The sequence below is a fragment of the Sulfobacillus harzensis genome (assembly GCF_012933365.1).
Classification (GTDB): Bacteria; Bacillota; Sulfobacillia; order Sulfobacillales; family Sulfobacillaceae; genus Sulfobacillus_B; species Sulfobacillus_B harzensis.
In genome coordinates this window covers 1-12519 of record NZ_JABBVZ010000097.1, presented here as the reverse complement: position 1 = coordinate 12519, position 12519 = coordinate 1, and the positions used below count along the sequence as shown (strand labels likewise).

Here is a 12519-nt window from a genome sequence, read left to right as displayed (position 1 = left end):
TAATGTCCCACTGCGGTCGTCAAGGGTTAGTCGTCTGCTCTATCATTTCAGTCAACCTGACTTTGACGAATCCCTGCTTCACATGCGGCAACAGCAGGGCAAACACGCCAACCGAAAGAATGCCGAAGAGGTAGGCAAAAATGGTTTGCATTTTGGCAATGGTGGCGTAGCCCAAGAACGCGATCGAGAAGGCAGCCGCCGTTACCACCGCCAATGAAAGAATGAGGGTAGCCCCACCGGTCCAGTGAAATGCCAGGCTTAATACCCCCTGGAAGGCAAAGGCGGCAATTACCAGCATGACGGTTTCCCATCCTACCAGATTCAGCCACGAGACGGCGGTAGGGAACTTGTTGCCAATGCGCCCAAACAGCTGCTCCGAAAGCACCATGGTAGGCCGCCCCTGAGTCATGCCAGGGATACCGAAATAGCCGACCAGCCAAAAAGCTGCCAATCCCAGCAAAGCCACCAATGACTGAAACCAGGAAAGACCATAGCTATAGATGACCGCCCCAATGACGATGGCGGTAATATTGAGATTGCCGGCAAACCAAATCCAAAACACATCGCGCGGCCTTCCGTGCCGCTCAGCATCCGGCACTGCATTGGCGCCGTTGGATTCTACATGCCAGGGTTCGGTATTGCCGTAGGTACGGATTGGTTCTTCTCGAGTCATCAGAACATCCCCTCAGTGTCGGTACACCTGAGGCGGGCATAGGCAGGATCATGCGTGAAAAGAAGATAAGCCCTGTGTGGGCTTCCCACACTTCCTTTGCCAGAATTACCTGGCCAAGTTCGAGGGTTGGCACTCTGCCTCTCAGCCAAACAGCACCCCTAGTGTTCTGTTGGATTATAGCATAATGGCCCCTAGACGGGGTCGCCTCTTATGAATGGCTGGACATGGAGTCCCCTTGATCCGAGGCGCGCTTTTGGCGTTCGGGCAGTCGGGCAGAATAAATTGAATGCCAATCCAAGTGGCGAGCAACCATCGTGGAGCTCAGCGCGCCAATCAGTAGCGGCACCATGATGGCATCGATGGTTCGGGTTAGCTCCAAAACAAACAAAATCGCCGTGACAGGCGCTTCCATAGCCGCTCCTAGCATAGCCGCCGCGCCTACCAAGGCATAGCCGGGATTCCAAGCCCCATGCGCAAGATGGATCCAAAGATGTCCCAAGAGGGCGCCGGATACGGCGCCGACGCTCAATGTCGGGGTAAAGAGTCCGCCGGACGCCCCGCTTCTTAGCGTTCCCACGGTAGCCAGCGGCTTGATACCCGTCAACGCCGCATACGTGGCTAGCCCCGCGCTACCCGTAAAGGCAAACTGAGCTAAATCGCGTCCGTTCCCTAAGACCAAGGGATACTTCATGGCCACCAATCCCAAGGCCGATGCCCGCAGCATGGGCTCGAGGGCAAGTGCCCAATGCCGGGGTTGATGATCGTGGGCCCACACGACCAGGCGGATATAAGCGCCGGAGAGAAGTCCCATGACTGGTCCGACAAGCAACGAAAAGATGAGCAGCGACCCACTGGGAGTGCTGAGCGGTGGCACGAGATAGGTCACATGGTTTGGAAGGGCGATCCACGAAACCGCCGTGGCCACGGCCGAAGCCAGCATTGCCGGCAACGCCAGCGGCAGCGAAATTGTTCCTAAATAGATTTCCAAAGCAAACGCCGCCCCGGCTAGGGGCACATTGTAGACAGCGCCAAGACCGGCTCCGGCACCCGAGGCAATTAAGAGCGCCCGCTGCTCTTTGGGCAAATGCGTCCAGCGCGCCAACACGTCTGCCCAAGCGGCTCCTAGATGCTGCGGCGCTGCTTCCCGGCCCAGGGAGGCCCCCATCCCTACGGTAATTTCGGACAGCGCCCCGCTCAACAGCGTTCGAAGAAAAGACAAGCGGCCGGATCGCGTCCATACGACCTCCGTTGGCTGTCCACCGGAACCACCCAAAAATCGTCTCATCGCATAAAGCCCAACACCTGTGACCAGCCCGTCCAACATCAGGACAACCACGCGACGTCCGTCCGAAGTTCGAGCCACGGCCCGGGCGAATGGGCCAACTTGATACTGAAAGGCGAGGTGTTGAACCTCCCGGAGAATGCCCATCATGAGCGCCGAGTCCTGCCGCCACCCCCACCACCACCGTCACAATCCAAAACCCGGCAGACAGATCTTGAATTCGGGCGGGAATGTTCGCTTGGGCGCCAGCTCGATAATCCTTGGTGATGTCTATCCCCCCTCGGGGATAGATTCGAATTGTCACGCCATTCCCTGTCTCAGACCTTGTCAGTCGACGGCGGACGCACCATGGAGCACATCCTGCACTAACCCCGGGAAGCCAAGAGAGCGAAGCAGGCGGCCCGTTTGTCGGGTGCCCCCATCACCGCGGAGATCACGGCAATCCCATCCGCCCCACTCTCCCACACCGGCTTGGCGTTATCGGGCTGAATCCCCCCAATCGCCACCACGGGCGCCAGCCGCTTAGCCCTGAGGCACAGCCGGCGAAACCCGTCCACGTTCAGCGCCTCGCCGGCGTCGTCCTTGGAGGGGGTGGGATATACCGGGCCCATGCCGATGTAGTCGGGACGGGCCCGCTCGGCCACGCGAAGCTCCGCTTCCGACCCCACCGAAAGACCCACAATCAGGTTAGGTGCCAAGCGGCGCACGACCTCAACCGGAATATCATCCTGTCCCACGTGCACTCCATCGGCTTGAACGGCCATGGCAATGTCGACCCGGTCATTGACGATGAACAGGATCCCGGTGTCTCGGGTCGCCCGCCGAAAGGCCTCGCCATAGCGAATCAGTTCGCCGCCATCCGAGTGCTTGCCCCGTAGTTGCGCCACCGTCGCCCCACCGTCTCGGAGCGCCCGGCAGAGGTTGTCAACGCCGTCCAAGGGAACCTGTTTTGGGTCAATCAATACATGCAGTGTCCAATCAGCCATTGTCTGCACTCCTAACCGCGAGAAGCCTTTCGGGACGAAAGGGTGCAAGGTCTAGGGGAAGTGGCTCGCCTTGCGCCCAGGCGAGAACCGCATCCGCGGTAACCGCCGACAGCAGCACCCCGTTTCGATAATGCCCAGTGGCCACATAGAGACCCGCGAGGCCCGGCCACGGCCCCAAGATGGGGAGACCATCGGGGGTTTTGGGACGGAGTCCCGCCCATACTCGCTCGAGATATAGACGATCTCGCGAAAGATTAAATCCCTCGACCACTTGGGCCAGATGCACCATGCCGGAAGCCGTGACGCGAGCGTCAAAACCAGCCCGATCCTCGGTAGCGCCGACGATGAGGCGGCCATCCCGCTTGGGTACCAGATATTGATGGCCATGAAAGACAATGTGCGGCATCAGCGGACGATCGGTTGCAAACGAGACAATCTGCCCCCGGATGGGCTCGACGGGAATGGGCGCGGACCAGTGCGCCGTCACAATGGACGACCAAGCGCCGGCTGCCACGATCAGCCCAGCGTCAGCATAAATGGTCCCGGAGGGCAAAGACACCCCCACAGCCCGCCCGTGTTCCAGAAGAAGCCGGGCCGGTTGTCCGAAATAGGGTTCGACTCCGGCGGCAATACCGGCTTTCACGGCCGCCTTGACCAAGAGCGGGGGATGCACCTGTCCTTCCTGGGCCGCGTAAATGGCCGCCAGTCCACCAAATGGGCGGGCGTCTGACTCGTCCATCCAGGTGACCCCATCGAGCCATGCTAAACGTTTCCGTAAGGTTGATACCTCATCGGGGGCGGCGGCAATTTGCACCACGCCGCTGGGATGATAGCCCACGTCCATCCCGACTGCATCCTGGAGTTCTTCCACCATGGCCGGATATCGCTTACGACTGGCCTGCAACAGGGTGGTGAAGGGACCCGCATCTACCGCCTCGGCCGAAGGCGACAGGATGCCCGCAGCGGCCCCTGTGGCCTTGCCGCCGGGCTCATCCGCCTCCACCAGGGCGACCCGTCCCAGACGCTGTTGAAGGCGCCAGGCGCTGATGGAGCCAATCACTCCGGCCCCGACCACAATCCAGTCGTAATGCTTGCTCATGGTGCCATCCCCTCTCCACATACCGGACAGGCGGGATTCTTCGGCACCGTCACGGTTCTGAGCCGGCTTTGCATCAGGTCAAAGCTCCAGAGCGTCCCTGGCTTCGACCCCACGCCGATGAGCCACTTGACCGCTTCGGCTGCCTGCAGCGCACCGACGGTCCCGACCAATGGCCCGAGAATTCCACCGGTAACGCAATCTTCATCGGCGCCTTCCAAAGACGGCCAAAGACAGGAGAGACACGGACCCCCGGGGATCACGGGGAACACCTGCCCCTCATAGCCGACTGCGCCGCCAAAAATGACCGGTATGTGGCGTGAGACCGCCCATTCATTGATGAGCACCCGGGTCGAGGCGTGGTCCAGGCCATCAATCACCAGATCATGACCCCGAAGACCATCCACGCGATCCGCCGAAAGAAACTTGGTGTCAACCGTTATCGACAGTTCGGGCGCAAGCCTCTTGAGTGCCTGGGCAGCCACTGCCGCCTTGGAACTCCCGATGTCCGAAGGGGAAAACAGCACTTGACGGCCCAAATTATGCGCATCGACCACATCCCCGTCAATGAGGGTGAGGTGGCCAACCCCCTGGGCGGCCAGATATTGGGCGGCGGCGCTGCCAAGACCGCCCACACCCACCACCGCCACGCGCGCCGCATGAAGCTTCGACAGCCGCTCTGGACGCACCTCAGGCAATGCCACCAAACGCCGCACCCGTTCCTTGTCGGTGATGAGCGCGGGACCAGCACTAGGCGCCGACACGCGGCATACCTTCCACCGGCGACGAAGGTTGGGCATCTTCAACGCGCGGAATGCGCCCCGCCATGCGGCCCCAATACCCGGCCCACACCGCCTCACGCATGGCAGCAGCCATAGCCACTGGATCCTGAGCGCGAGCGATGGCGGTGTTGACCAACACGGCATCGGCTCCCGCCTCCATGGCTAGTGCGGCATCGGACGGCGAACCAATGCCGGCGTCCACCACCAAGGGCACGCTGATGCGGGCACGAATGCGTTGAATCTGCCGCACATCCAATACGCCTTGGCCCGACCCGATCGGCGATCCGAGCGGCATGACAGCGGCCGCGCCCGCCCGCTCCAAATGGGCCGCCAGAACCGGGTCAGGGGCGGTGTAGACCATCACCGCAAACCCTTCTTCCACCAATTGCCGAGTGGCTTCCAATGTCCCGACCGGGTCCGGCCACAAGAGATTTTGATCCCCTATAACCTCCAGCTTGATGAGGTCGCCAATGCCAGCCGCTCGGGCCAAATGCGCGACTTGGATGGCTTCCTCGGCGCTGTAGCAACCGGCCGTGTTGGGCAAAATCGTGCAGCCCTGGGGTATGGCGTCTAAAATGGTGGGCTCGTTCGGGTTGTTGAGATTGACCCGTCGCAAGGCCACGGTCACCAGCTCGGTGCCGGACGCTTCCAGAGCCTGTTTCATCACGTCGAGCGTTTCGTACTTGCCCGTTCCAACAAATAGCCGGGAATGAAACGTGCGCGACCCGATCCGAACGGGCGGCAGGTCTTTGGCATGGTTTCGGTTATCCATTGTTTAGCCTCCTCCAACAAATCGAATGATTTCCAGGGCATCGCCCTCTTGCACGGCAAAACTGGTAAAGGTATCCCGGGCCACAATGGTGCCGTTGGCAATGACGGCGACTGCTTGATGGCTGACCCGGAAATGATCCAACAGCTCTCCCACGGTGCGGACCGGATCGACCTGCATGGACTCCCCGTTAACAATTAGCTGCATCCCATCGCCCCCTTTCTACCGCCTTTCCACCGGGCGGTGGCGACAATGTTCTTGATATCTTCCGCGGCCTGGAGCGGATTGCCCTGAAGCCACACCCCATCGGCGACCACCACGCCGGCCAAGCCAGAACCTTGAAGCTGCTCTACGGTGGCGGTATTAATCCCCCCTATCGCCAGTACGGGTTGAGGGGCCGCGTCAAGAACGTCCTTGAGCGTTGTCCTCGGCAAAAGCCCGGGCTTCGATCGGGTGGCAAATGCATGGCCCCAAACGAGACAATCGGCGCCCCGATGACGACGCGCCTCGTCCGTTGAGTGGGCCGAGGCGGTCAAATACCCGGGCCAGTCACGGCGAACGTATTCGGCACCATCCGCATCGGCGGGCAGATGCAGCCCGTCGGCTCCCATGTCTCGTGCCACCTCGAGCGGGCCGTTCACCCAAATAGGTGATCTGGGCGCTAGTGTGCGAACCCGTTCAACCGCCGCGATGAGGGTTTGCTGGGGCTCGCCTTTCGCGCGTATCAGCATGGCGTCGGCGATCGATTGCAACGGGGGGAGCCATTCCCAAGCTGATTTTGGAAAGCGAGGCAGGTCAATCAGCAAGACCAGTTCTGGAGCAGGATATGATAGTTTCATGGACGAACACCCGTCCCGCGTTTTGTCGGGGCGAAGGCCTTTATGTTGGGATATCGCATCTTTCCTCCGCTGGCATTACCCAGATCAGGTTTGACGGTCGACGGAAATCCGTCCTCTCAGCCCGTTGTCGAGCTCCCGTTTCCTGCGACGACTGCTTTCGGTACCTCAACTCTAGCACCATGATGTCGGACTGACAATCGGCTGTCCGCGACCTTTGCTTTGCGCCCCCTCATCAAAAGCCATAACCAATCTCTTTCAATATGTCTTCATCATTCGCTTCAGGACCGTCATCCGGGTCTGTCCCATGTTGACCTGATTACGGTTGCCTCTCCTCACGAAAAAGCCCCCAAACTGACGTGTTGGGGGCTTGGTCCCGTGTCCGTCAAACCGGTGAAGCGGGGGGCTCCGGTGACTCGGGAGGGGTCTTGTCGCGCCGTTCCAGTTCCCGTTCAATGACCGACAGCATATCGTTCAAATCCGCCTGCCGGGCTTCCAGGTGTCGTTTTAAGGAGCGGAGTGCAAAATTATCCATGTGCTTAACCATCTCTTCCCGGGGAAATCCCACCATGCCGCGAAGATTCCCCGTGACCTGACTAAACATCTCCTGCAGCCAATCCGCCCAAGGTCCCGGATTAAAGGGGCCGCTGGTCCACTCACTCATGCGATCCTCTCCTTCCTCTTGCTGTCATTATACCAACGTTCCACTGACGCGTACGGCAACCGGATCGCGCATGCAAAAATATGACAAAGTTGCCGACAAATATTTACAAGGGGTTGCGTGAATTGACAGACATTGCAATAATGAGGGCAATGAGGGCCCGCTACGGGTCCTGTGTTTTGGCATTGGAATGACAAGGTTCGGTTTGATTACGGAGAAAAGGAGGCATTCCCGATGATGAGCGTCCAGCAACAATTGATCGGGCCGCACTTTTGGGTCAAGCGCACACCCGAGTGGAGCGCTGTATTAGACACTGTAGCATTGCCGCTGTTTCGTGACCACGAGCGCGACCGGGTAATGGATTACATCGACTTGGATAATCGTTACATTGATTGGGACAGCATCCATGCACAAGCGCAAAACTTTTCCCAAGAAGCCCGCATCTTGTTGCGCATCGCGCATGCCCTATATAATGGGGGAGACTGTCAGCTCTCGGAACTGGAACGTCTTTCGAGTGCTGGACGTTCCGCCGCGATACTCCTCATAGCACAACGATATCGCGAGTAACGCCCAAGGAGTTTCCCATGCCGCTCATCTATGCCTTGTCGCACGTGCCGCCCGAGGTCAGCGCCTACGGGATGGCAAAGTATTCGCGTTCTAGTGCCTCAATGAAAGACAGTCTTTTGGAGTTGTCCCAGCAAAAGGCCGAGGCATTTCTTAACACCTTTTACTTCGCCTACGGACATGCTTCCATCGCTGACTTGGCGCACGTGCCCTTGGCCATCGAGCAAATTTCCCTCTTGGCTGCCATGGAGATTGTGGATGAGCCGCTTTGGGATGGCCAGGAACGATCCACCCGTTATCAAGATTTCTCCGAAAGTCCATACTACAGACCTGACAACGCCAGCGATGGGTACCCGACGGGAATTCAATCGCTCTTCACCGTGTACCGAGATCTATTCTCGGAGGCCGAAGCCCTCTTGCGCGAGCGCTGGCCCAAACCCGAGGACATGAAGACCGGCGCATACGGACGCACCATTCGCGCCCGAGCCTTTGATTTGGCGCGTTATGCGTTGCCGCTGGCCACATTGACCAGCCTTGGGCAAGTGACCAACGCTCGGGTTTTAGAGCAGCAAATTCGCCGCCTCATGGCCTCTCCGCTTGCCGAAGTTCGGGAGATCGCCATGGGAATGAAGGCGGCTGTCACCAGCATCGAGCCGTTCAACCTCTTGGAGGCCCGCTTGCGCCATTTGGATATCCCGATTGATGATCGAGCATTGATGGAGATGAACCCGGGACCGATCGCACCGACGCTTACAAAATACACCGAGCCCGACCAATATACCTTGGAGCGCCGGGCGCTGGTTCAAAGTATCGTGGCATCCTTCTTTTCGGGGGTCTCTGCCGCACGCCCCACCGTCACGCTCCATCACGCCGTCGATTCGCAGGATGATTTGCTGGCGGGTCTCGTCTATCAAGAGTCGCTTTTATCCTACGCGGACATTTTAGAACGTCTGGCACGGCTTAGCCGGGCTGAAAAGAATGACATGCTGGGCCACGTCTTGAGAGTTCGGGGTCGGCACGATGCGTGGCCGCGGGAAATGCAGCAACGGCCATTGGTCTTTGATGTGACGGTTGACGTGGGCGCGTTTCGCGATTTGAATCGGCATCGGCGCTTAGATAAAATCGTGCAGGGACTCGACCCGCAGTTGGGCTACGACGTACCGCCGGAAATTGCCGAATTGCCGTGGGCAAAACATTATGACGCCGCTCTGGCCCGCCATTATGAAAGCCTTAAAGACTATCCGGCGGACGAGCGGCCCTATCTTCTGCCGCTGGCGGCGCTCCGCCGCGTGCTGTTGCGCATGGACTTCGCGGAAGCCGCCTATTTGATTGAACTGCGTTCCCGGTCCAGCGGGCACTTCAGCTATCGGCGAATCGCCAATCAAATGTTTGGGGAACTCGAGCGCGCGTTTCCCGAGATGGCGAAGGCCGTGCGCGTAACCCCCATGGCCGCCTTTGATCCGTTTGAGCGGTAGGCGCTGTTGGCGCCTTATTCTCCGTTTTCAGGGTGCTGGTTAGGGTGCCGATCCAAGCGCAAGGCGTCTTTGCACCGCACTCTGATGACGGGAAGCCGTGCCCAAAATTATCATCTCCTATTTTTCCCCCTCTATCGACAAACACGCTCGACGAACGATTCGGCTGTGGTTGGTCCTGATCGTGTCCCAACCCTTTCAAAGAGCTTGTTTCCGCCCTAACGGTACATCTGAGCTCGCATACGGGTGGCGTGATTGTCGCATTGTGTCGGCGCCCCAGGCGGGAAGTCTCTTGTCTCATGGCGCTGCCATGTGCTATATCCTTTTACACAACGAGAAAGGCGAGACCGTATGCGTGTTTCCCGATTCACCCTAATGGCACTTCTAGGACTGGGATTAGTAGGCTGTGGGGCCACCCCGCACACGGTTGCGGCCAAGACGTCCCGCCCAGAGCCTAGCGTCTCCCCGCGCATCATAGATGCGCTAAAGAGCGTACACAGCACCTTGCCTGCTTTGGGGCCGGCGGGCATGTCGCTGCCTGGCTCACACCCGACCATGGCCTATGGGGACATAAACGTGTTGGTGTCCTCCTATCGCCACGCGGGCCAGGATAGTTATACAGTCACCTTTTTTGGCGGTCCCAAGAAGCCGATTAATGCATCGTCTCTCCAGACCTCGCCACCCCTGGCCGCCTATGCCGTATCCCAGGCGCGTGCGGTCGCGCCCTTGCTGTTGCCCGTGCCGGTGGGAGCGAGCGTCCGAAAGCTAAAGCTGGATGGCGCTTCAGTGACGCAGGCGTCAGCCCACAACCCGGTGTCCACCACCATCATTCGCTGGCGCCATCGCGCCTGGCGGGGCGAAGTCTACATGGTGGGGGGCTCTGCCCAAAACGCGCAAAGTACCGCCCGATCCATGATGGCCACGGTTGCCCATGACGGGTTGCCCAACGCACAGCAAGGCGCCATCATCGACGATGGCGGCATGTTTGAAGTCGCATGGGTGCCGCGCCACACCAAGATGCTGGTGGACGTCAACGCCCCCCATTTCTCTCTGGCGTTGGGCCTCGCCAACAGCTTGCGACCCGTCTCGAGCGGCCGCTCGAGAGGCTAGGTGCTTGCCGGAATCCCTCTGCCCCTTTTCGCCTCATCGCGAAATCGCGTATCATAGGGACATTGACGGGTGATTAGACATCCAAAATGATGAGGTGCGTTCATTGGATCAAAAAGTGATTCTGACCGGTATCAAGCCGACCGGCAATCCCCACTTGGGCAACTGGGTTGGGGCGATTCGCCCGACCGTGGAGCTGTCCCGGGATCCGGCCAAGCATGGTTTTTACTTTATTGCCGACTATCATGCCTTAACTGGGCTCAAGGATGCCGCGGAACTCCGTGACTACACCTATCAGGTGGCGGCATCTTGGATTGCCTTGGGGCTGGATCCTGAATCCGTCGTCTTCTATCGCCAATCTGATGTGCCGGAAGTCTTTGAACTGAGCTGGATTTTAGCCTGCTTCTCGCCCAAGGGGCTCATGAACCGCGCCCACGCCTATAAGGCGGTGGTGCAAAAGAATCAGGAGGCCGGTGAGGAAGATCTGGATGCGGGCGTCAACATGGGACTCTATACCTACCCCATCCTGATGGCCGCCGATATTCTCATCATGCAAAGCCATTGGGTGCCGGTCGGGCGCGACCAGCAGCAACACGTGGAAATTGCACGCGATTTGGCCCAGTACTTTAACCGCCAATATCGCGCGGAGGTCTTTACCCTCCCGGAAGCGCTCATCGATGAGAAAGGGGCGGTCATTCCCGGACTGGATGGCCGGAAAATGAGCAAGAGTTATGGCAACACCATTCCCATTTTCACCCCTCCGGACCAATTGCGGAAGCTGGTATTCCGCATCGCCACCGACTCGTCCCGTCCGGGCGAGCCCAAAGATCCGGAGAGCTCAACTATTTTTCAACTATATCGCCTGTTAGCCAAGCCTGAAGATACTGAGGCATTCGCAGACGAATACAGAAAAGGCATTGCCTGGAAAGATGCCAAAGAAGCGCTCTATGCCCTGCTGGAGACCACTTTGAGTGGGCCGTGGGCCCGCTACCAAGACTTAATCGCCCATCCCGAGGAGCTGGATCGCATTTTTGCACAGGGTGCCGAAAAGGCCCGGGACGTTGCATCCCGGACAATGCGAGAGGTGCGCCGGGCTGTGGGCATTAGCCACTAGCCCGAGAACCGGAAAAAACGGGTATTCGGATCGGCGATGGATCAACGAGTAAACTATTCTAACGAAACCTGGAACGTTTCGTGTTGATCAGAGTCATTTCTTGGCACATACATGAGGTGATTCGACAGCTGCCCTAATGTCCTCCCTCCCTCGTGGATTAGCGTTTTTCTCCCGTATGCTCGTTAAATTCGTATCGTGAAGTAAGCGGCTCTGGCCGCGCCGGTTCTCGCCGCTCGCTGGCAATTGGTGATAGACGTTATGGAAGAAATGCGGTCGTGGCGGAGCGGACTGTGTCAATCCAATCAATCAGTCCGTCCTGCAACATGGTCAAGCCCGGGCGCGCCGCTTCCGTCAACTGTCCCCGGCTCCACCATGCGGCAAACCACACAAACGCCACCAGACGGGCCGTGATTACCCACGCCACCCATTGAGCGCGGCTCTGCGGTGACGGTGCGTCCGCGCTCTCCAGATAGACGTCCACGACCTCCTCCACCAAGGCGACCTCCGGGAGGCCACCGCAGAGGACCGCTAAGTCATAGGCCGGATGACTCCATGCCACCTCCGACCAATCAAACAACACGAGTTGGCCCGAAGCGCGCACGCCCCAGTTGGTGGGATTGGGATCGCCCGACACCAGCCGCATTTCCGTCGGCAATGCGGGCCAGGACAAGTGGAGTAGATGGACAAGGTACTCCCGGACCTCCTCGGTCCAGAGCGCCGCGGCGTCGTCGATGTCCTGGAGACTGAGGGCCACGGGACGGACGGACAGCGGATCCGCAGTCGACCGTACCCGATCCCGTTGCATCGCGTGTAACTGTGCGAGATAGGCCGCCATGTCGGGTAGTCTGTCGCGATACGGGGGAGTCAGCGTCGCGTCGAGCGCCTCCATCAAGATCCACGCGCGTGTAGAATTTTCGCCTTGCGCGTACACCTCAGGCACGCCGAGTCCGTGCTGGCGGACCAGGGGGGCCCAACTGCGGTAGAACGCAGCTTCCTGCCGCACCGGGTATTTGGCGATGGCTCGGCCGCTGGGACCCGAGATCAGAATGACCCCCGGCCCCCCTGTCAAGGCCAATTTGAAAATCACCAAAAAGGCCAATAGGAAATCGTCAAAAAAGCCAACGGAATTCCTGCAATATGGCCAGGATTAAATCGCCAAAACGGCCAAGATAAAATC

Annotated in this window: 14 protein-coding genes; 4 read left to right on the top strand and 10 right to left on the bottom strand. The window is 59.1% G+C overall.

Translation table 11 applies throughout. The annotated features are described in order from the left end of the window. Positions 1 to 19: 19 nt before the first annotated feature. The 9 genes from HIJ39_RS18315 to HIJ39_RS18275 form a co-directional block, all read right to left on the bottom strand. Positions 20 to 673: a cytosine permease gene (locus HIJ39_RS18315; RefSeq protein WP_169102278.1), complete on the bottom strand. Its 654-nt coding sequence runs from the start codon at positions 671 to 673 to the stop codon at positions 20 to 22. Positions 674 to 881: 208 nt separating this feature from the next. Continuing rightward, positions 882 to 2105 (bottom strand): chloride channel protein, encoded by a 1224-nt coding sequence (locus HIJ39_RS18310; RefSeq protein WP_169102276.1) that lies wholly within the window; start codon positions 2103 to 2105, stop codon positions 882 to 884. A gap of 215 nt (positions 2106 to 2320) precedes the next feature. Continuing rightward, entirely contained in the window at positions 2321 to 2941 is a 621-nt protein-coding gene (gene thiE / locus HIJ39_RS18305; RefSeq protein WP_169102274.1) for a thiamine phosphate synthase, read from the bottom strand. After that, the gene (locus HIJ39_RS18300) at positions 2934 to 4040 is read right to left on the bottom strand and encodes an NAD(P)/FAD-dependent oxidoreductase (RefSeq protein ID WP_169102272.1); all 1107 of its coding nucleotides are present in this window, start codon (positions 4038 to 4040) and stop codon (positions 2934 to 2936) included. Before HIJ39_RS18300 ends, thiE begins: the two co-directional genes overlap by 8 nt. Continuing rightward, on the bottom strand, positions 4037 to 4801 hold the full coding sequence (locus HIJ39_RS18295; RefSeq protein WP_338055238.1) for a HesA/MoeB/ThiF family protein: 765 nt from the start codon (positions 4799 to 4801) through the stop codon (positions 4037 to 4039). Before HIJ39_RS18295 ends, HIJ39_RS18300 begins: the two co-directional genes overlap by 4 nt. After that, the gene (locus HIJ39_RS18290) at positions 4788 to 5591 is read right to left on the bottom strand and encodes a thiazole synthase (protein WP_169102270.1); all 804 of its coding nucleotides are present in this window, start codon (positions 5589 to 5591) and stop codon (positions 4788 to 4790) included. Before HIJ39_RS18290 ends, HIJ39_RS18295 begins: the two co-directional genes overlap by 14 nt. A gap of 3 nt (positions 5592 to 5594) precedes the next feature. Then, positions 5595 to 5795: a sulfur carrier protein ThiS gene (gene thiS / locus HIJ39_RS18285; RefSeq protein ID WP_169102268.1), complete on the bottom strand. Its 201-nt coding sequence runs from the start codon at positions 5793 to 5795 to the stop codon at positions 5595 to 5597. Then, complete coding sequence (locus HIJ39_RS18280) at positions 5786 to 6427, bottom strand: thiamine phosphate synthase (RefSeq protein WP_169102266.1); 642 nt, start codon at positions 6425 to 6427, stop codon at positions 5786 to 5788. Before HIJ39_RS18280 ends, thiS begins: the two co-directional genes overlap by 10 nt. Positions 6428 to 6809: 382 nt before the next feature. Next, the gene (locus HIJ39_RS18275) at positions 6810 to 7088 is read right to left on the bottom strand and encodes a hypothetical protein (protein ID WP_169102264.1); all 279 of its coding nucleotides are present in this window, start codon (positions 7086 to 7088) and stop codon (positions 6810 to 6812) included. Positions 7089 to 7319: 231 nt separating this feature from the next. On the opposite strand from HIJ39_RS18275, the gene HIJ39_RS18270 reads away from it, so the two are divergent. The 4 genes from HIJ39_RS18270 to HIJ39_RS18255 all read left to right on the top strand — a co-directional run bounded on the left by HIJ39_RS18270 (position 7320) and on the right by HIJ39_RS18255 (position 11342). After that, a complete protein-coding gene (locus HIJ39_RS18270) occupies positions 7320 to 7652 on the top strand; it encodes a hypothetical protein (protein ID WP_169102262.1) in 333 nt (110 codons plus the stop codon). A 17-nt stretch (positions 7653 to 7669) separates the two neighbouring features. Beyond that, the gene (locus HIJ39_RS18265) at positions 7670 to 9124 is read left to right on the top strand and encodes an FAD-dependent thymidylate synthase (RefSeq protein ID WP_169102260.1); all 1455 of its coding nucleotides are present in this window, start codon (positions 7670 to 7672) and stop codon (positions 9122 to 9124) included. Between the two features lie 348 nt (positions 9125 to 9472). Next, entirely contained in the window at positions 9473 to 10231 is a 759-nt protein-coding gene (locus HIJ39_RS18260) for a hypothetical protein (RefSeq protein ID WP_169102258.1), read from the top strand. A gap of 103 nt (positions 10232 to 10334) precedes the next feature. Then, positions 10335 to 11342, top strand: coding sequence for a tryptophan--tRNA ligase (locus tag HIJ39_RS18255; protein WP_169102256.1), 1008 nt, complete (start codon positions 10335 to 10337; stop codon positions 11340 to 11342). A gap of 256 nt (positions 11343 to 11598) precedes the next feature. Here HIJ39_RS18255 and HIJ39_RS18250 read toward each other — a convergent pair whose 3' ends face one another. Beyond that, positions 11599 to 12417, bottom strand: a complete 819-nt coding sequence (locus tag HIJ39_RS18250) for a phosphotransferase (RefSeq protein WP_207711780.1) — start codon at positions 12415 to 12417, stop codon at positions 11599 to 11601. Between the last annotated feature and the right edge of the window lie 102 nt (positions 12418 to 12519).